General features: G+C 59.7%; 19 protein-coding genes. 9 read left to right on the top strand and 10 right to left on the bottom strand.

All coding sequences use genetic code 11. The features are described 5' to 3' along the window. Positions 1–283 precede the first annotated feature (283 nt). Positions 284–2131: a hypothetical protein gene (locus MMS95_RS16885; protein ID WP_242141984.1), complete on the top strand. Its 1848-nt coding sequence runs from the start codon at positions 284–286 to the stop codon at positions 2129–2131. Between the two features lie 20 nt (positions 2132–2151). On the opposite strand, the gene pspD is transcribed toward MMS95_RS16885, so the two are convergent. The 4 genes from pspD to pspA all read right to left on the bottom strand — a co-directional run bounded on the left by pspD (position 2152) and on the right by pspA (position 3825). Next, on the bottom strand, positions 2152–2415 hold the full coding sequence (pspD, locus tag MMS95_RS16880) for a phage shock protein PspD (RefSeq protein WP_072008383.1): 264 nt from the start codon (positions 2413–2415) through the stop codon (positions 2152–2154). A 94-nt stretch (positions 2416–2509) separates the two neighbouring features. After that, entirely contained in the window at positions 2510–2869 is a 360-nt protein-coding gene (gene pspC, locus MMS95_RS16875) for an envelope stress response membrane protein PspC (protein ID WP_015378011.1), read from the bottom strand. Next, positions 2869–3096 (bottom strand): envelope stress response membrane protein PspB, encoded by a 228-nt coding sequence (gene pspB / locus MMS95_RS16870; protein ID WP_004930553.1) that lies wholly within the window; start codon positions 3094–3096, stop codon positions 2869–2871. The genes pspC and pspB overlap by 1 nt, the downstream gene beginning before the upstream one ends. Positions 3097–3159: 63 nt before the next feature. Then, on the bottom strand, positions 3160–3825 hold the full coding sequence (gene pspA / locus MMS95_RS16865; protein ID WP_004930555.1) for a phage shock protein PspA: 666 nt from the start codon (positions 3823–3825) through the stop codon (positions 3160–3162). A gap of 184 nt (positions 3826–4009) precedes the next feature. Between pspA and pspF the strand changes: the two genes are divergently transcribed. Further along, positions 4010–5017, top strand: a complete 1008-nt coding sequence (pspF, locus tag MMS95_RS16860; RefSeq protein ID WP_242141982.1) for a phage shock protein operon transcriptional activator — start codon at positions 4010–4012, stop codon at positions 5015–5017. A gap of 193 nt (positions 5018–5210) precedes the next feature. Here the strand turns inward: pspF and zigA are convergent, their stop codons facing one another. Genes zigA through folE2 form a run of 3 tightly spaced genes read right to left on the bottom strand, consistent with a single transcriptional unit; the run spans position 5211 to position 7885 of the window. Continuing rightward, positions 5211–6398, bottom strand: a complete 1188-nt coding sequence (gene zigA / locus MMS95_RS16855) for a zinc metallochaperone GTPase ZigA (RefSeq protein ID WP_044031137.1) — start codon at positions 6396–6398, stop codon at positions 5211–5213. A gap of 10 nt (positions 6399–6408) precedes the next feature. Beyond that, positions 6409–6969: a carbonic anhydrase gene (locus MMS95_RS16850; protein WP_015378014.1), complete on the bottom strand. Its 561-nt coding sequence runs from the start codon at positions 6967–6969 to the stop codon at positions 6409–6411. Then, entirely contained in the window at positions 6959–7885 is a 927-nt protein-coding gene (gene folE2 / locus MMS95_RS16845) for a GTP cyclohydrolase FolE2 (RefSeq protein ID WP_099982200.1), read from the bottom strand. The genes MMS95_RS16850 and folE2 overlap by 11 nt, the downstream gene beginning before the upstream one ends. 204 nt (positions 7886–8089) lie before the next feature. Between folE2 and sapA the strand changes: the two genes are divergently transcribed. Genes sapA through sapF form a run of 5 tightly spaced genes read left to right on the top strand, consistent with a single transcriptional unit; the run spans position 8090 to position 13384 of the window. Next, positions 8090–9739 (top strand): ABC transporter substrate-binding protein SapA, encoded by a 1650-nt coding sequence (sapA, locus tag MMS95_RS16840; protein WP_076741183.1) that lies wholly within the window; start codon positions 8090–8092, stop codon positions 9737–9739. After that, the gene (gene sapB, locus MMS95_RS16835) at positions 9736–10701 is read left to right on the top strand and encodes a putrescine export ABC transporter permease SapB (RefSeq protein WP_004930575.1); all 966 of its coding nucleotides are present in this window, start codon (positions 9736–9738) and stop codon (positions 10699–10701) included. Before sapA ends, sapB begins: the two co-directional genes overlap by 4 nt. Next, positions 10688–11578, top strand: coding sequence for a putrescine export ABC transporter permease SapC (gene sapC / locus MMS95_RS16830; RefSeq protein ID WP_004930580.1), 891 nt, complete (start codon positions 10688–10690; stop codon positions 11576–11578). Before sapB ends, sapC begins: the two co-directional genes overlap by 14 nt. Continuing rightward, positions 11578–12570, top strand: a complete 993-nt coding sequence (gene sapD, locus MMS95_RS16825) for a putrescine export ABC transporter ATP-binding protein SapD (RefSeq protein WP_016927551.1) — start codon at positions 11578–11580, stop codon at positions 12568–12570. Before sapC ends, sapD begins: the two co-directional genes overlap by 1 nt. Before the next feature lies 1 nt (position 12571). Then, a complete protein-coding gene (sapF, locus tag MMS95_RS16820) occupies positions 12572–13384 on the top strand; it encodes a putrescine export ABC transporter ATP-binding protein SapF (protein ID WP_004930589.1) in 813 nt (270 codons plus the stop codon). A gap of 146 nt (positions 13385–13530) precedes the next feature. Here sapF and MMS95_RS16815 read toward each other — a convergent pair whose 3' ends face one another. Beyond that, entirely contained in the window at positions 13531–13788 is a 258-nt protein-coding gene (locus MMS95_RS16815) for a hypothetical protein (RefSeq protein WP_004930590.1), read from the bottom strand. A 17-nt stretch (positions 13789–13805) separates the two neighbouring features. Between MMS95_RS16815 and MMS95_RS16810 the strand changes: the two genes are divergently transcribed. Continuing rightward, on the top strand, positions 13806–14990 hold the full coding sequence (locus MMS95_RS16810) for a carboxymuconolactone decarboxylase family protein (RefSeq protein ID WP_033632922.1): 1185 nt from the start codon (positions 13806–13808) through the stop codon (positions 14988–14990). A 43-nt stretch (positions 14991–15033) separates the two neighbouring features. Here the strand turns inward: MMS95_RS16810 and MMS95_RS16805 are convergent, their stop codons facing one another. Continuing rightward, the gene (locus MMS95_RS16805; RefSeq protein WP_033632921.1) at positions 15034–15939 is read right to left on the bottom strand and encodes a LysR family transcriptional regulator; all 906 of its coding nucleotides are present in this window, start codon (positions 15937–15939) and stop codon (positions 15034–15036) included. A 65-nt stretch (positions 15940–16004) separates the two neighbouring features. Then, a complete protein-coding gene (gene dacD, locus MMS95_RS16800; RefSeq protein WP_242141981.1) occupies positions 16005–17174 on the bottom strand; it encodes a serine-type D-Ala-D-Ala carboxypeptidase DacD in 1170 nt (389 codons plus the stop codon). A gap of 282 nt (positions 17175–17456) precedes the next feature. On the opposite strand from dacD, the gene MMS95_RS16795 reads away from it, so the two are divergent. Next, positions 17457–19763, top strand: coding sequence for an FdhF/YdeP family oxidoreductase (locus MMS95_RS16795; protein ID WP_033632919.1), 2307 nt, complete (start codon positions 17457–17459; stop codon positions 19761–19763). Positions 19764–19784 lie beyond the last annotated feature (21 nt).

The raw sequence follows: 19784 nt of genomic DNA, 5'->3' as shown, positions 1-19784 counted from the left end.
TCACTAAAACATGCAGTTACACGGTAACACTTCGCTAACCACATGGCCTATGCTCACTATTATAGCCATAAGCAGAGTGAGATTTGCCACAGATGAAAACTGCCACCTTCTCAACTTAACCGACAACGCTTTGTGTAAGACATAGCCGAGCAACCTAATATCGCCCCCTATACAAAGACGAGATAGCATTACCCCCACAGGAATAATCACAATCACTCGTACTAACGATACAAACCCTTCATCAAAACGTTTATGTCAATACGAATATTAACCGGAGAATCCGATGAGCACAATTAATTTCGAACGCAGCCTGACCATTATAAATTCGATAGCAACACTAAAAAACACCCAACCAGAATATGACGGTCAACGCATAATCTTAACCGAGTATTATCAAGGAAAGGGTAAAGGTGGCGGTGTATTTACAGGACACACCAACGCGGTAAATGCTATTGACGACGGTGGCTATTCGACGCTTAAAGTCAATCAATCCCCAGCAGCGTGGTATCGTAATGACTTAACCCAACTTTCTTTATACGACGGGGGATGTGATCTTACTCTTGACGATAATGGCCCCCTGATTCAAAACATTGCGCTGATCAGAGGTGAACGCTCCGTAAAGATTCCAAGCGGCTATTGGAATATTAAAACACCGGTCGTCTTTCCAGCCAACAGTGGAATTTCCCTTTACGGTGAAAGCAGTTACAACGGTCGTGCCGTGCTCGTCTACAACGGACAAGATTCGGCAGAACAGACTGATATAAAAGGAATTATAACCATCGGCGCCGCTCAGGGAGAAATAACCTATAGCGGTGTCAGTTTCAGAAACTTCCAGCTAAGGGGAAATAACAAGACGATTTGCGGACTGAGTATAAAATACGCAAGCTATGTGCATGCCCAGAATGTAAGCATTCTTTACTGTCGGGGAGCAGGTCTTTATTTGGATAAGGTCCAGGATAGTTACTTCAAATTCGTCGAGGTTCAAGGCTGCGGCAGAACGTCGGGAGATTATGATAACTACCTGGACATCACTGACTTCAATAAGATGCTTCTTGCCCCCATTCATTTAACATCAACAATGCAAAATGACCACTGCAACATGTTACGATTCGAAGATTGTCAATGGGAAGCCAATTTGATAAGCCCGACTATCTATGTTAATGGCGGAATAGGACTTTGGTTTAAAAACCTACATATGGAACATCGATCCGGCCCGCTTCAAAAATTGATAGGCAACAATCCCAATGCCAGCTGTCTATTATATATGAATAATTCTGGCGAAGTTTACCTCAATGAAGTTCAGGCATCAGAGATAAAACACTTAGTCTATAGCTCTGGATACGGTGTTTTATATGCTACAAATATTAATCGAGGAGGGAATATTACTCACGCAGCATCAGGAAAAAAATTCAATGTGTTCATAAATGGGTGCTGGCTTCAGGATATGGACTTTTCATCCAGTGTAAAAGCCATGATCAGCAATTGCCGACTAGCCAGTTTGACCTGGCGATACCCTGCTTATCCAAGTACTATTTCGGACACCCACTTTTCCGGCAACGTTGCTCTGACAGAAGATGGAGCCAACCCACGTATCGATTTGGTCGACTGCCAGTATGGCAGCGTGAAAAGCAATACCAGCAATCTACGTTTCCTCGGCGGGCGTTGCTCGGGAGATTTTTACTATGTCTCGCGATCAGGGGCAGGCTCGGTCATTGACGTTGACGTTGAAGGCAACACGACCATCAGCACCAGTTACGGCTGTTCATATCAGCCTGGAAAATCCAACTATACCGCAGTACGGATCGCCGACGGCCCCAAAGAGCTCGGCGGCGTAATGCGCCCCATTGGTTCCGAATGGTTCAATACTGCTGTGGCCGGTGACGAAGAAGGTGCCATCTATAGCTGGGTGAAAACGACTAACGGGTGGCGCCCCTCCAGTCGCATCAGTCGTTTCGGCACGAGCTTATCTTCCATGACATTTGCTCAACTTCCTGCTGCGAATGTTTGCAAAGGCACTGCTATTTTTTGCACCAATACCGCAGCAAATCCATCGGCACAGGCAATCATAAGTAACGGTTCGAATTGGGTCTATTTGGCAACCCCGGGGACAAAAGTCACCGCAGCGAATTGAATGAACGATATCATGCCGCCCTACTTGGGCGGCATTTTCTCTCCCGCCACGTAACGCCCGAAAGCCTTGTTCAGGCCTTTACGGAACAGCGGTTCCAGCACCAGCGCCAGCACGAAGCGCACCGGTTTGCGGCCGACGGTTTTCAACAGCCAGCCGGCGGCGCCCGCCGGGCCATAGTTCAATAACGCTATGATGATGACTTTAGCCAATGTCTTCAACATTGCCGCCGCTCCTCGTTTAAATCCACCCGTTCTGGCGGTGTTCGCGACATCGATTTTATTCATGACAATGCCCTCCGGCACAAGACGATTAAGGTTATTCACGGGATAACGGCGGCGAAGATGCCCGGCCTGCGCAGGCCGGGTCTCGCAAGAAGGGTTACAGCTTGCGGAAACGGCTCTGTACGCCGAAGGTGTCGGACGTCACGTAACGCTCGACCTGACGCAGCTGCTGCTCGCCGCTGCCCAGCTCATACTCCAGCTGATCGAGCAGCTGGCGCGGCGTCTTCTGATGCTCGCCTTCGAAGCGGCTGGCCGGCGCCTCGTCCAACACGAACACCAGCGCGATATAGGCCACCAGCGTGAAGAAGAACAGCCCAAAGAACAGCGACAGCACCACCATCACGCGGATCAGGCGCACCGGCACGTCGAAATAGTGGGCCAAACCGGCGCAGACGCCTTTCACCATGCCTTCTTCGGGTACGCGATAAAGCTTTTTACTGCCCAGCGTATTACTCATCAGGACTGTCTCCAGTTCGGGTGTTCCGCATCAAGGATCTCTTCCAGCGCCTGAATGCGTTCACGCATGCGTTTGGCGTCTTCCGCCAGCTGCGCCAGGCGCTGCATTTCTTGCTGACTCAGCTGGATGCCAGTCTGTTGCCGATTGCTGTAATGCAGCCAAAGCCAAATCGGCGCGACAAACAGCACGAAAATTGTCAGCGGAATGGCAAGTAATAAAGCACTCATTGTTATTCCTTCTTATCGGGTCCTGGATTGGCGGCCACCTCCGGTGTGTGGCCGCGGTTCGCCTTACTCTGAGCGGTTCATCTTGGCTTTCAGCGCCGCCAGCTGCTCACTGATGGCGTCGTCGGCTTTCAGCTCGGCAAACTCCTGGTCCAGCGACTTCTTTTTACCGATGCTGATGCTTTCCGCTTCGGCTTCCATGTGGTCGATGCGGCGTTCGAACTGTTCGAAACGCGCCATCGCCTCGTCCAGCTTGCCGCTGTCGAGCTGGCGACGTACTTCACGGGAAGAAGACGCGGCCTGATGACGCAGCGCCAGCGCCTGCTGCCGCGCGCGGGTTTCGGTCAGCTTGTTTTCCAGCTCGCCGATTTCGCTCTTCATGCGCGCCAGCGTTTCTTCTACGGTCGCCACTTCCTGCGTCAGCGTGGCGATCAGGTCGGCAACCTTTTGTTTTTCGATCAGCGCCGCGCGGGCCAAGTCTTCTTTATCTTTGCGCAGCGCCAGTTCGGCTTTTTCCTGCCAGTCGCTTACCTGGCTTTCGCCCTGCTCGATGCGACGCAGCAACTGCTTTTTCTCCGCCAGCGCGCGCGCCGACGTAGAACGGACTTCAACCAGCGTGTCTTCCATCTCTTGGATCATCAACCGCACCAGCTTCTGCGGATCTTCCGCCTTGTCCAGCAGGGTGTTGATGTTGGCGTTCACGATGTCGGCAAAACGAGAAAAAATACCCATAATTCACTTCCTCTTGGTTCTGATGGCGTCTGAAGCGCCGCGTTAAGTCGTACAGCTTGCCCAAAGAGATAATCAAAACCCGTGCCAACTTTTATACCATTGAAAAACAACAACTCTTTATTTTTGACTCTCTGCGCGCTTGCTGTAGAGTGATTATTTTCACCAAACATTGGCGAATTTCATCATGAACGAACAGCCAGAAAATTTGTTGGGCGAAGCAAACGCCTTTGTCGAAGTATTGGAGCAAGTCTCCCAGGTGGCAAAGCTGAACAAACCGGTGCTGGTGCTCGGCGAACGCGGCACCGGCAAAGAGCTGATCGCCCATCGTCTGCACTACCTCTCCAACCGTTGGCAAGGGCCGTTCATCTCGCTCAACTGTGCGGCGCTGAATGAAAACCTGCTGGACTCCGAGCTGTTCGGCCACGAGGCCGGCGCCTTTACCGGCGCGCAGAAACGTCATCTGGGCCGCTTCGAGCGTGCCGACGGCGGCACGCTGTTCCTCGATGAGCTGGCGACCGCGCCGATGCTGGTGCAGGAGAAATTGCTGCGGGTGATCGAATACGGTCAGCTGGAACGCGTGGGCGGCAGCCAGCCGCTGCGGGTGGATGTGCGGTTGGTGTGCGCCACCAACGACGATCTGCCGGCGCTGGCGGCGGCGGGCAAGTTTCGCGCCGATCTGCTGGATCGGCTGGCGTTCGACGTGGTGCAGCTGCCGCCGCTGCGCCAACGCCGGCCCGATATCATGTTGCTGGCCGAGCACTTCGCCATTCAAATGTGCCGTGAGCTGGCACTGCCGCTGTTTCCCGGCTTTACCGAACGCGCCAGGCAGACGTTGCTCAACTACGGCTGGCCAGGCAACGTGCGCGAACTGAAAAACGTGGTGGAACGTTCGGTCTATCGTCACGGCGACAGCGACAACCCGCTGGATGAGATCGTCATCAACCCGTTTGCACCACGCGAGGCCACGCCGCTTGCGCCCGCCCCTGAAGGCGCCGGCGTGTTGCCGTCGCTGCCGCTCGAGCTGAAAAACTGGCAGTTGGAGCAAGAGAAGGCGCTGATCGAGGCAGCGCTGCAGCAAGGGCGATTCAACCAGCGCAAGGCGGCGCAGTTGCTGGGGCTCACCTACCATCAGCTACGCGGTATGCTGAAAAAGCATGCGCTGCTGCAAAACGGCGAAACGGACGAGGAATAGCGGGCAAAAAAAAAGCCAGCACCCGAGCTGGCTTAAAAAACACTGGAAGCAATGTGAGCAATGTCGTGCCTTCCACATCAGAGCCGCAAACTGTGGCCTTCCGTGAACTGCCAGGCGATGATAATAGTTATCAGTATCGTCTGTAAAGCACTTTGTTGAGAATTTTTCTCATTACCACACGAAGATTGCGCAATTACCACTCAGGGAACGGGTCTGCCATCTCCAGCCAATAGTCCACGCCGGCGGCCATTTCGTCGTCGTTCAGCAGGCAGTCGTCCAGCAGACGCACGATCGCCGCCTGTTGCAAGTGCTGGCCGATAAATACCAGCTCCTGGCGCATGTCGCCGAACGGCTCCACCCATTTCTCCTGAATATGCGCCCGCGTTTGCGGATCCTGCGGCCAATTATCTTGCGGGATCGCGCGCCAAAAGGTGCCCGCCAGGCCGTAATGGGCGATGCCGCCAGCCTGGCTCCACTGCCCGGCCTGCCGCGGCCGCGTCGCCAGCCAGAAGAAGCCTTTCGAGCGCAGCAGCTTGCCGCCGCCCCAATCGCCGTTGATCACGCGGTAGAACTTGTCCGGCGCAAACGGCCGCCGCGCCTGATAGACAAAGCTGCTGATGCCGTAGCTTTCCGTTTCCGGCACGTGTTCGCCGCGCAGCTCTTTCAGCCAGCCGGGCGCCTGCTGCGCCTTTTCAAAGCTGAAGCTGCCGGTATTCAGCACCGCCTCCAGCGGCAGTTTGCCCGGCGCGATCGGCACAATGCGGGCGTCGGGATTCAGGCTGGCCAGCAGCGCCATCACTTCGCCCTGCTGCGTTGGCGTCAACAGATCGGTCTTGCTGACCAGGATCACGTCGCAAAATTCAATTTGCTCAATCAACAGGTCCGCCACGCTGCGCAGATCGTCCTCACCCAGGCTTTGGCCGGCCTCCTGCAGGCTTTGCGCCTGCTGGTATTGCTGAATGAAATTCACCCCGTCGACCACCGTCACCAGCGTATCCAGCCGGGCGAATTGGGACAGGCTTTCGCCCGTTTCATCCTCAAAGGTAAAGGTTTCCGCCACCGGCAGCGGCTCCGAGATGCCACTCGATTCGATCAACAGGTAATCGAAACGCCCGTCCTGCGCCAGTTCGCGCACCGATACCAGCAGGTCTTCGCGCAGCGTGCAGCAGATGCACCCGTTGCTCATCTCCACCAGCTTCTCTTCCTGGCGATCGAGATGCACTTCATTCTCCACCAGCGCGGCGTCAATGTTCACTTCGCTCATGTCGTTGACAATCACCGCCACGCGCATGCCCTGCCGGTTGTTCAGGATATGGTTCAGCACCGTGGTCTTGCCGGCGCCGAGAAAGCCGGAAAGCACGGTCACGGGAAGTTGTTTCATGGAAACCTCATTAAAATTCATTGCGTAATGCCTGGTAACCGCGCACCAGTTCGACGTTGGTGGCGGCCACTTCTTCCGAAAACTGCAGCGCGCCGCGATCGACCTGGCGATAGCGCGACAGATCGCTGTCGGCGCCCACGCGTTCGGTCGAGGGGATATAGCGGTTTTCCGGCAGCGTCACGCCGTCCACCACCGCGTTGTAGCGCACCACGCAGCCGGACTGAACGTGGCAGTTGAACAGCACGCTGTTGAACCCGATAAACACCCGATCGCCGATGCGACACGGGCCATGGACGATGGCGCGGTGGGCGATCGAGCTGTAACGGCCGATGGTGACCGCCGCCCCGCTCTTGGAGTGGATCACCACGCCGTCCTGAATATTGGAGTGCGAGCCGATGACGATCGGCTCCATGTCGCCGGCGGCGTTCAACTCGTCGGCGCGGATCACCGCATACGGGCCGACGTAAACGAAATCTTCAACGATCACCCGGCCGCAAATAATGGCGGTGGGATCGATGTAGGCCAGCGGCGAGACCTGCGGCAGATGGCCGCTGGGATTTTTACGCAGCATGGTGTTCTCCCCGCCAGCTCAGCTCCGCCGCCGCATTGTGGGCATGCAGGCTCTCCTGATGCTCGACGCGCAGCGAGAAAGCGCGGTAGTCGCACTGGCTGCGCAGCATGCGGTACAGGCGCCGCGCCGCATCCTCGCAAAACATCAGGTTCTGACCGTTGGCCAGCGCGAAGGCCTGCTCGTCGCGGCGTTTCACCAGCGTTTGCACCGGCGTGCCCAGCGCATGTTCGATGCGGTCAATCAGTTTTACCGGTTCGAACGCCCGTTCATTCTCGGGCGTTACGGTGATCCAGGCCCAGCTGCGCTGGCTGTGGGGCGTGGCCGGCATTCCCTGCTCCAACAGCCACTCGCTCACCTGCCGCTGGCTGACCCGCTCCGCCTCCTGTTCAAAATCAAACTGGAACTGTTGCTGCGCCAGCTGGCGGCTGAGCGCCGCCGAACTCGGGCAGGTGGAGGAATAAGGCACGCCGACGGTCAGCACCAGCGTCAGCGTGTCCGTCAGGGTGGCCTCGATGCGCAGCGGATAGGCTTTCCAGCCGCGCTGCGGCGACAGCAGCGCCGGGCGTGACAGCAACAGCTCGCCACTGATCGACAAGCTGGCGCGATCGCTGTGTTCCGGCTGCGAAGCCAAAAAGGCCTGCAGCGTTCGGCCGATGCGCTGCGGCGTCAGCTCGCCCTGCGTCAACTCGTCCAGCGCCAGATACAGCCGCGACATGTGAATGCCGCGCTCGCCCGCCGCTTCGGCGCGCAGGTTGATACCGGCGTCGACCTTCGCCATCAATGGCTTGCCGGCCAGCTCCAGCGGCAGCGCGATCCCTTGCATCCCGACCCAATCGAGCCCGACATCACTCATTTCGCCGCGCCATGCCTGAGCGTCCGGCAGCGAACGGCGTGGTGGAAGTGCAACTTCGTTCATACATCCCCTTGCGTTATGGTGACTTTGCCGGGGAACGGTAACATGATTTTGTTATATTATAACATAACATGAAAAACTTTTTTCTTGCCGCTGAACGGGCTGATTAATCAAGTCGCAGAAAACTCAGCGATTTTGCTCAATGGATTGGGCTGATGGTCAGAGTGCGATACACTAACGCTATTGCTGATTAACCCATGAGCCTCTATGCGTGGTTTACCCTTTTGGATACTGTCGTTGTGCCTGACGGGCTCTGCCCTGGCCGCGACAACACCGCCCGCGCCCACCGCGGCGCCGCTACCGGACATTCGCCAAAGCGGCTTTGTTTATTGCGTCAGCGGCATACTGAATACCTTCAACCCGCAAATGGCCAGCAGCGGCCTGACGGTGGATACCCTGGCCGCCCAGCTGTACGATCGCCTGCTGGACGTCGATCCCTACACCTATCGCCTGATCCCCGAGCTGGCGCAAAGCTGGGAAGTGCTGGATAACGGCGCCACCTACCGCTTCCATTTGCGCAAGGACGTGCCGTTCCAGACCACCGCCTGGTTCACGCCCACCCGCAAGATGAACGCCGACGACGTGGTGTTCAGCTTTGCGCGCGTATTCGATCAGAAACACCCGTATCACGACGTGAACGGCGGCGAATACCCCTATTTCGACAGCCTGCAGTTCGGTGATTCGGTGCAGAGCGTGAGAAAGCTCGACGACTACACGGTGGAGATTCGCCTGCAGTCGCCGGACGCCTCGTTCCTGTGGCACCTGGCCACCCACTACGCGCCGGTGTTGTCCGCCGAATACGCCGATCTGCTGACGCGCGAAGGCCATCAGGAGCTGATCGATCGCGAGCCGGTCGGCAGCGGCCCGTTCCTGCTCAACGAATACCGCTCGGGGCAATATATTCGCCTGGCGCGCAACGCCGCCTACTGGAAAGGCCTGCCGCGCATGCCGCAGGTGGTGATCGACCTGGGCGCCGGCGGCACCGGCCGCCTCTCCAAGCTGCTGACCGGCGAGTGCGACGTACTGGCCTATCCGGCGGCCAGCCAGCTGTCGATTCTGCGCGACGATCCGCGCCTGCGCCTGACGCTGCGCCCGGGGATGAACATCGCCTATCTGGCGTTCAACACCCGTAAACCGCCGCTCGACAACCTCAATGTGCGCCAGGCGATCTCGCTGGCGATCAACAACCAGCGGTTGATGCAGTCGATCTATTACGGCACGGCGGAAACCGCCGCCTCGATCCTGCCGCGCGCCTCCTGGGCCTATGACAACGACGCGCACGTCACCGAGTACGATCCGGCCAAATCTCGCGAGATGCTGCGGCAGGCCGGCGTCAGCCAGCTGAACCTGAAGCTGTGGGTGCCGACCGCCTCGCAGTCTTACAACCCAAGCCCGCTGAAAACCGCCGAACTGATCCAGGCCGATCTCGGCCAGGTGGGCATCAACGTCACCATCGTGCCGGTGGAGGGCCGCTTCCAGGAAGCGCGCCTGATGGAGATGAACCACGATCTGACCCTGACCGGCTGGGCCACCGACAGCAACGATCCGGACAGCTTCTTCCGGCCGCTGCTGAGCTGCGCGGCAATCCGTTCGCAAACCAACTATGCTCACTGGTGTGATCCGGGCTTTGACGAAGTGCTGCAGAACGCGCTGCTGTCGCAGCAACTGTCTCAGCGCATCGACAACTACCGCAAGGCGCAGAAAATCCTCGAGCAGCAACTGCCGGTGCTGCCGCTGGCGTCTTCCCTGCGCCTGCAGGCCTATCGTTACGACATCAAGGGATTGGTGCTGAGCCCGTTCGGCAACGCCTCGTTCGCCGGGGTATACCGTGAATCCGCGCCGGAGGTGAAAAAGTGATTATCTTTACCCTGCGCCGCATTCTGCTGCTGCTGATCACGCTGTTCTTCCTGACGCTGGTCAGCTTCAGCCTGAGCTATTTCACGCCGCGCGCGCCGCTGAACGGCGCCGCCCTGCTGGACGCCTATCAGTTCTACTTCGTCAGCCTGCTGCACTGGGACTTCGGCGTCTCCAGCATCAACGGCCAGGCGATCAGCGAACAGCTGCGCGAAGTGTTCCCGGCCACCATGGAACTGTGCCTGCTGGCCTTCGCCCTGGCGCTGTTTATCGGCATTCCGCTGGGCATCATCGCCGGCGTGCTGCGCGGCAAGTGGCAGGACACCGCCATCAGCACCTTCGCGCTGCTGGGCTTTTCGATGCCGGTGTTCTGGCTGGCGCTGCTGCTGATGCTGTTCTTCTCGCTGCATCTCGGCTGGCTGCCTGTTTCCGGCCGTTTCGATCTGCTGTATCAGGTGAAACCCATCACCGGTTTCGCGCTGATCGACGCCTGGCTGTCGGACTCGCCGTACCGCGCCGAGATGATCGGCAGCGCGCTGCGCCACATGATCCTGCCGATCGCCGCGCTGGCGGTGGCGCCCACCACCGAAGTGGTGCGGCTGATGCGCATCAGTACCGATGACGTGCTGAGCCAAAACTACATCAAGGCCGCCGCCACCCGCGGCCTGTCGCGCTTTACCATCATTCGTCGCCACGTGTTGCACAACGCGCTGCCGCCGATCGTGCCCAAACTGGGGCTGCAGTTCTCCACCATGCTTACGCTGGCGATGATCACCGAAGTGGTATTCAGCTGGCCGGGCCTCGGCCGGTGGCTGATCAACGCCATTCGCCAGCAGGACTATGCGGCGATCTCCGCCGGCGTGATGGTGGTCGGCACGCTGGTGATCACCATTAACGTTCTGGCCGACATTCTGGGTGCGGCAACCAACCCGCTGAAACATAAGGAATGGTATGCCCTTCGATAACGTATACCGCGAGAAAAAGATGCCGAGCCCGCTGCGCTACACCTGGCGGATTTTCTACGGCGACGCGCTGGCGATGATCGGTTTTTACGGCGTGATCGCCCTGCTGCTGCTGTCGCTGTTCGGCAGCCTGCTGGCGCCCTACGCGCTGGATCAGCAGTTCCTCGGCTATCAACTGCTGCCGCCGTCCTGGTCGCGCTACGGCAACGTGTCGTTCTTCCTCGGCACCGACGATCTCGGGCGCGACATCCTCAGCCGCCTGTTGACCGGCACCGCCGCCACCTTCGGTTCCGCGCTGGCGGTGACGCTGGCCGCGGCGTTCTGCGGCGTGATCCTCGGCGTGTTCGCCGGCGTAACCCACGGGCTGCGCTCGGCGGTGCTCAACCATATCCTCGATACCCTGCTGTCGATTCCGTCGCTGCTGCTGGCGATCGTGGTGGTGGCGTTTATCGGCCCCAAACTCGAACACGCCATGCTGGCGGTGTGGCTGGCTCTGCTGCCGCGCATGGTGCGCACCATCTACAGCGCGGTGCACGACGAACTGGAGAAAGAGTACGTGGTGGCGGCCCGGCTTGACGGCGCTTCCACGCTGCAGATCCTGTGGTACGCGGTCATGCCGAACATCGCGGCGGTGCTGGTGACCGAGTTCACCCGCGCGCTGTCGATGGCCATTTTGGATATCGCCGCGCTCGGCTTCCTCGATCTCGGCGCGCAGTTGCCTTCGCCGGAATGGGGAGCGATGCTCGGCGATTCGCTCGAGCTGGTGTACGTCGCGCCCTGGACGGTGATGCTGCCCGGCGCGGCCATCCTCGTCAGCGTGCTGCTGGTTAACCTGTTAGGCGACGGTATGCGCCGCGCAATCAATGCCGGGGTGGAATAATGCCGTTACTCGATATCCGCAATTTGACGATTGAATTTATGACCGCCGAAGGGCCGGTCAAGGCGGTCGATCGCGTCAGCATGACGCTGACCGAGGGCGAGGTGCGCGGCCTGGTGGGCGAATCGGGCTCCGGCAAGAGCCTGATCGCCAAGGCCATCTGCGGCGTGACCAAAGACAACTGGCGCGTCACCGCCGATCGTTTCCGCTTCGACGACATCGATCTGCTGCAGCTGAGCCCGCGCGAGCGGCGCAAGCTGGTGGGCCACAACGTCTCAATGATCTTCCAGGAACCGCAGTCCTGTCTCGACCCTTCCGAGAGCATCGGCCGCCAGCTGGCGCAGGCCATCCCGGGCTGGACCTACAAGGGCCACTGGTGGCAGCGCTTCAACTGGCGCAAACGCCGCGCCATCGAGTTGCTGCACCGCGTCGGCATCAAGGATCACGACGACATCATGGGCAGCTTCCCCTACGAGCTGACGGAAGGCGAGTGCCAGAAAGTGATGATCGCCATCGCGCTGGCCAACCAACCGCGCCTGCTGATCGCCGATGAGCCGACCAACGCCATGGAACCGACCACGCAGGCGCAGATTTTCCGCCTGTTGGCGCGTCTCAACCAGAACAACAACACCACCATTCTGCTGATCAGTCACGACCTGCAGATGATGAGCAAGTGGGCCGACCGGGTGAACGTCTTGTACTGCGGGCAAACGGTGGAAAGCGCCCAGTGCGAAGAACTGCTGGCGGCGCCGCACCACCCTTACACCCAGGCGCTGATCCGCGCCATGCCGGACTTCGGCCGCTCGCTGCCGCACAAAAGCCGGTTGAATACGCTGCCGGGCGCCATTCCTTCGCTGGAACACCTGCCGATCGGCTGCCGCCTGGGGCCGCGCTGCCCTTACGCGCAGAAGAAGTGCATCGAAACGCCGCGCCTGCGCCCGGTCAAAAACCACTTCTTCGCCTGCCACTTCCCGCTGAACATGGAGGAGCAATAACATGGAAACGCTGTTGGAAGTGCGCAACCTGAGCAAAACCTACCGCTATCGCACCGGGCTGTTCCGCCGCCAGCACGTCGAGGCGGTGAAATCGGTCAGCTTTACCCTGCGCGAAGGCCAGACGCTGGCGGTGATCGGCGAGAACGGCTCCGGCAAATCCACGCTGGCGAAGATGCTCTCCGGCATGGTAGAACCGACCGCCGGCGAACTGTTGATCGACGATCATCCGCTGGAATTCGGCGACTATCGCTACCGCAGCCAGCGCATTCGCATGATTTTTCAGGATCCGAGCACCTCGCTCAACCCGCGCCAGCGCATCGGCCAGCTGCTGGACGCGCCGCTGCGGCTGAACACCGATCTTGAGCCCGCCGAGCGCGAGCAGCGTATCAACCAGACGCTGCGCCAGGTCGGCATGCTGCCGGATCACGCCTACTACTATCCGCACATGCTGGCCTCCGGGCAAAAACAGCGCGTCGCGCTGGCCCGTGCGCTGATCCTGCAACCGAAGGTGATCGTCGCCGATGAGGCGCTGGCCTCGCTGGACATGTCGATGCGCTCGCAAATCATCAACCTGATGCTGGAGCTGCAGGAAAAACACGGTATTTCCTATATCTACGTCACCCAGCACCTCGGCATGATGAAGCATATCAGCGACCAGGTGCTGGTGATGCACGAAGGGGAAATCGTCGAACGCGGCAGCACCGCGGAGGTGTTGGCGGCGCCGCTGCACGAATTGACCAAGCGCCTTATCGCCAGCCACTTCGGCGAGGCGCTGACCGCCGATGCCTGGCGGCGCGACGGCGGCCGCTTCTGAGTCACACCTTCACCTACAAACCCGCTGCGGCGGGTTTTTTATCACCTTGCGCGCCTGCCGCTTAGCGAGAAAGCGCACATGCAAATTACATTCTTGTTATATATCCTTATATTTTATTCCTTTCAGTTATTGATTAGTCCGTAACATTATTTTATCTCGCCAGGGCGATCGGTGAGGATATCCCCTACGTTGCACTTCTCATACGACAGGATATCGCACTGATGAACAGCATTCGCCATCGCCGCCTTACGCAGTTTCTGCTCACGCTGGCAGCCGGTTTTTCTGTTTACGGCCACGCCCTCTGCTGTGATGAGCTGCGCTAAAACCGCCTTTCGCCCCGCCTGCGGGCATGTTGCCTCTTTGTCCAGCCGACGCTGCCGCGCGCAGCGGCGGCTGTTGATCATGATTAAGGATTGACCCTATGGAACGACTCCGTCGACAACATAATGCCCAGTGGTATCACGAAACCCAAAGCAGCGTGCGGGGCGATGCGCCGCTGGAACCGCAGGCGGCCACCCTTCGCGATCGCTTTCTGCTGGGGCTGGGCGCCTTCGCCGATGAAGCGTTAAACGCTGCGCTACGCGCTCGCGCCGGCGTGTTCAGCGCCTCGTTGGCCAGCTACCACGCCCTGTTTCCCGATCAGGTGCCATTATCACGATACGTGACATTGTCACCTTACGATCGCCTTAGCACCGCGCTGACCGTCGCCCAGGTGACGGGCGTGCAGTCGCTCTGTAGCCACTATGCCGCCCGCCTCGCCCCGCTGCACAGCCCGGACGCTTCCCGGGAAAGCAATATCCGCCTCGCCCAGATCACCCAATACGCCCGCCAGCTTGCCAGCCAGCCCACGCTGATTTGCCGCAAGGCGCTGCAACAGCTTGGCGACGTCGGGCTGAGCCCGGCGGATATCGTCACCTTTTCGCAAATCATCGGTTTTGTCAGCTATCAGGCGCGCGTGGTCGCGGGCGTCGCGGCGTTGGCCGGCCGGCCGGCAGTGGTGGTGCCCGGTTTCCCTAACGTCGAAGACGCCGATGGCGTCGCGTTCAGTGCCGAAGAGTTAAGCTGGACCGCGCGTCTGCCGCCAATCGACACGGAAGCCGCCGCCGCCGAACAGCTTGACGTGCTGGATCAGAGCCACCCGCAGGCGCGCGCCGAATCTTATTATCTGTTGTTGGCGCACGATGCCGCCGCACTGCGCGAGCGCAACGGGGTGTTCAACGGCATCAATGCCGAAGGATATGGGTTATCGAGTCGCCTCAAGGCGCTGGCGACGCTGGCGGTCTCACGCATCAACGGCAGCCGCTATTGCGCATCCACGGTGACGCAAGAGCTCCAGGACGACGGACTGGCCCAGGCGCTGTTCACCGGGCTGCCTCAGGGGCTGGCATTTACCGAGGATGCCGTCAAACGCGCGGTGATCCACACCGCCGCCGAACTGACGCGCGCACCGGAGAAATTTACCCCGCAGAGCGTGCAGCCGTTGTTCAACAGCGGCCTGAATCAGGCGCAGGCGCTGGAAGTGATCCTCACCGCCGCGCTCTACGCCTGGGAAAATCGCCTGCGCCAAACGCTGGGCGATGCGGAATCTTTCAGCGCTACCGACTGAATACCACTACGCGGCTAATTACTGGACGCAATACATTCTTCCTTCAGATATTTTGCCGCCGCAACCACTCGCTGGCGGCATCGAAAAACTTCTGCGCCAACGGCGTGGCGCGCTCCGCCATATCGACCACCACCGCCGCATGGCGCGGCATGGCGGCGATGGCCACCGGCCGCCGCTGCAGTTCCGGCATCAGCGGCGATTGCAACTGGCCGCGCGGGAACAGTCCGCAGCCCAAGCCAACGAAAATGCCCTCGAGCAGCTGGAAGATAGAGGCAGTCTCCAGCCGCGGGTGCAGCGTCAACCCGGCGTCGCGGAAGTGCTGATCGAGATAGCGGCGAAAATACCGTGTCGGCTCGGCCAGGCACAGCGGCAAGGCGGCCACCGCCTCCAGCGGCAACGGCGTGTCGCCCACCAGCTTAGGGAAGTGTTGCGGATGAAATACCAGCTCGACGCCGGTTTCCACCAGCGGTTGTGATTGAAAATGCAGTTCCTTCAGCGTCGACAGCTCGAAAAAGCCGATGCCGATGTCGACGGTATGCGCCGTCAACGCCTCCAACAGTTGATCGGCGCTCAGCACCGCCAGCCGGTAATCAAGATGCGGATAACGCTCGCTGACCGCCTTGAGCATTTCCGCCACCGAGATGCTGCACTGCGGCACCACGCCAAGGCGCAACGTACCGTGCAAACCGTGCTTGAGCGACTCCACCTCCAGCTTCAGCCCTTGGTAAACCGAGACGATCTCACGCGCCCACGCCAGCACCCGCTCGCCTTCGGCGGTAAAACCGCCGAAATGGTTGCCGCGGTTAATCAGCGAAACGCCCAGTTCTTTTTCCAGGTTTTTCAATCGCATGGACAGCGTCGGCTGGCTGACGAAGCTGGCCTCCGCCGCCCGGCCGAAGTGGCGTTCCCGTTCTAAATTACACAAATAAATCAGTTGTTTAATATCCATAGCGCGGCTCAATGATCGGCATTCGCGCTCAGTATACCACCGGGCGTCGTCGCTCGCCCGGTGAGTCAGAGCTTCAGCTTCATGTAATCCATCAGGCGTGAGAACACGCCGCCCTGCGGCACCGCCTGCAGCGCCACCAGCGGCAGGGTTTTCACCACCTGGCCATTATCGCTGATGCGGATCTCGCCAACGGTTTGTCCTTTGTTGACCGGCGCTTCCAGCCGCGCAGCATTGATCACGTACTGCGCCTTCAGTTTGTCCGCCTCGCTTTTCGGCAGGCTGAGCGACTGGTCCTGCGCACTGCCGACCGGCAAGCGGTGGCTTTCGCCGTACCAGACCGGCTCTTCCCCCAGGCTCTGGCCGGCGCTGAACAGGTGCACCGTGGTAAAGTCGCGCAGCCCCCACGTCAACAGCTTACGCGCCTGTTCCTCGCGGCCTTTGGAACTTTTGCCGCCCATCACCACGGCGATCAGGCGGCGATCTCCTTCGGTGGCGGAGGCGATGATGTTGAAGCCGGCCGAGGCGGTGTGCCCGGTTTTCAGGCCGTCGACGTGCAGAGTCTTATCCCACAGCAGGCCGTTGCGGTTCTGCTGCGTGATGCCGTTCCAGGTCAGCGATTTCTCGCTGTACATGTGGTATTCCGCCGGCTCGCTCATGATGATGGCGCGCGCGATCACCGCCAGATCGCCGGCGGTGGTGAACTGCCCTGGCGCATCCAGCCCGTGCACCGTCTCAAAATGGGTGTTCTGCAATCCCAGCTGGGCGCTCTTCTCATTCATCAGCTTGACGAAGTTGGCCTGACTTCCGGCGACATAGTCCGCCATCGCCACGCACGCGTCGTTGCCGGAATCAATGATGATGCCGCGGCTGAGATCGCGAACCGTGACCCTGTCACCTGGCTTCAGAAACATCAGCGAGGATCCTTTGAACACCGGGTTGCCCTGCGCCCAGGCGTCTTTCCCCACGGTGACGACATCGTCGAGGCCAATCTTATGCTCATCGAGCGCATGGTCGATCACCAACCCGGTCATCAGTTTGGTCAGGCTGGCCGGATTGCGCCGCTCGTCGGCATTGCCGGCGGCCAACACCTGGCCAGTGGTGTAATCCATCAAAACGTAAGAGGCGGCGTCTATCGCTGGCGGAGTCATGGCGGGAAAATGGGACGCCGTTTCCGCCGCCTGCGCCGCCAAAGGCAGTAACATACCGCCGATCACTACTGATACTGAACGCTTCACGCTGTGTTCCTCTGGCCCGCAGGCTAAATAAAATGCCAATATAATCCGCGAGATAGACTGCATGAATTCAATTTCAGGCGAAACCATTACTCTTTTGCAGCGGGTGTCTTTATGCAACCATTTGTTTAGGTCAACATCCATCTGCGATAGATATGCTCTATGCCGCCATTGCACCATTCGATTAGACGCCCGCCTGCCGCGCCCCTAAACTTGTGACATAAATACGCAAAACGCATAAAAAAGCGTTTACTTTTTAGCTACAACCACCTGCGAAGTGTCACCATGAAATTCAAACCGTCAATCAAGCCTTATACCGGCCCGGCGGGCGGCTGGGGTTCGCTTGAAGCCACCACCCGCTTTGTCCTCGACAGTAAACAAACGCTAAAAAACATGCGCAACCTGATGCGCGTCAACAAGGCGCGCGGCTTCGACTGCCCCGGTTGCGCCTGGGGCGACGATAATCACAGCACCTTCAGCTTTTGCGAAAACGGCGCCAAAGCGGTCAGTTGGGAAGCGACGCGCAGCGCCGTGGAGCCTGAGTTCTTCGCCGCCCACAGCGTCAGCACCCTGCAGCAGCAAAGCGACTATTTCCTCGAATACCAGGGGCGCCTCACCCATCCGATGCGCTACAACGCCGAAACCGACCACTATGAGCCTATTCATTGGCCGGACGCACTGGCGCTGATCGCCAAACACATCAACGGCATGGACAACCCGAACCAGATCGAGCTGTATACCTCGGGCCGCGCCAGCAACGAAGCGTCGTACCTTTATCAGCTGTTTGGCCGCATGCTCGGCACCAGCAACTTCCCCGACTGTTCCAATATGTGCCACGAGGCGAGCGGCGTTGGGCTGAAACAGAGCATCGGCGTCGGCAAAGGCACCATCCGCATCGATGACTTCGAAAAGGCCGATGCCATCTTCGTGTTCGGTCAAAACCCCGGCACCAACCACCCGCGCATGCTGCACAGCCTGAAAAACGCCGCCCGACGCGGCGCGCGCATCGTCAGCTTTAACACCCTGCGCGAGCGTGGGCTGGAAAGATTCGCCGATCCGCAGGATCCGGTGCAGATGCTGACGCCAAAATCCTCGCCGATCAGCTCCTCCTATTACCAACCGAATCTGGGCGGCGATATGGCGGCGGTGCGCGGCATGGTGAAAGCGCTGCTTGAAACCCACCGCCAGCGGCTGGCCGCCGGTGAGCCCCCCCTGTTTGACCTGGCGTTTATCGAGCGGCACAGCGTCGGCGTGGAGGCATACCTGGCGCAGGTGGACGCCACCGAGTGGCGGACCATTACCGCGCAATCGGGTCTGAGCGAAGCGCAATTGCGCCAGGCGGCGGCCACCTACCAGGGCGCTGAACGAGTGATCTGCACCTGGGCGATGGGCGTGACTCAGCATAAGCACTCTATTGCGACGGTGCGTGAAATCACCAACCTGCAGCTGCTGTTCGGGCAACTGGGCAAACCGGGCGCCGGTCTGTGCCCGGTACGCGGCCACAGCAACGTTCAGGGCAACCGCACCATGGGGATCGATGAGAAGTCGCCCAAAGCGCTGCTCGACAGTCTGGAACGCCACTTTAACTTCACCGCCAATCGCGCGGTGGGCCACAACACGGTGGAAGCGATCGAAGCAATGCTGCGCGGCGAAGTGAAAGTGCTGATCGCGCTGGGCGGCAATCTGGCCGCCGCGGCGCCGGACACCGAGCGCACCGCCCGCGCCCTGCGCAACTGCGATTTGACGGTGCACATCAGCACCAAACTTAACCGCAGCCACCTGGTGACCGGCAAAGACGCGCTGATCCTGCCGACGCTCGGCCGCACCGAACTGGACATGCAGGCCAGCGGCTCACAGTACATCACGGTCGAGGATTCTTTCAGCATGGTTCACGCCTCGGAAGGCATCGGCAAACCGCTGGCGGATACGCAACGTTCGGAAACGGCGATCGTCTGCGGCATCGCCGACGCGGTGCTGGGCACACAGCAGCTGGACTGGCTGGAACTGGCCGACGACTACTCGCTGATCCGCGATCATATCGCCGCCACCATTCCCGGCTTTGAGGATTTCAACCGGCGCTGCGAGCAGCCCGGCGGATTCTACCTGGGCAATGCCGCCGCCGAACTGCGCTTCGCCACGCCGAGCGGCAAGGCGGAATTCAGCGACGCCGCGCTGCCGACTACTCTGTTCCCGCAGCTGGGCGACGTGCAAGCGCCGTTTACCCTGCAGACGCTGCGCTCGCACGATCAGTACAACACCACCATCTATGGTCTGGATGACCGCTACCGCGGCGTTTACGGTCAGCGCGAAGTGCTGTTCATCCATCCGGAAGATCTGGCGGCGCTGGGCCTGCAGGATGGCGAACGGGTAGAGATAGAAACCCTGTGGAACGACGGCGTGGTGCGTAAGGTGGATGGATTCAAGCTGGTGAGTTACGACATCCCGCGTGGCAATCTGGCGGCCTACTACCCGGAAACCAACCCGCTGGTGCCGCTGGCGAGCTTCGGCGACGGCACCGGCACCCCGACGTCGAAGTCAATCCCGGTGGTGATTCGCCGCAGCGAGCAGCAGCCGTCGCTGCGTATTGCCTGAAAACGCGCGCCCGGTTCACGC

The sequence above is a fragment of the Serratia sp. PGPR-27 genome (assembly GCF_022678525.1).
In the GTDB taxonomy this organism is placed as follows: domain Bacteria; phylum Pseudomonadota; class Gammaproteobacteria; order Enterobacterales; family Enterobacteriaceae; genus Serratia; species Serratia nematodiphila.
Note: the sequence above shows the minus strand (reverse complement) of the source record. Positions and strands in the feature narration are given on the sequence as shown.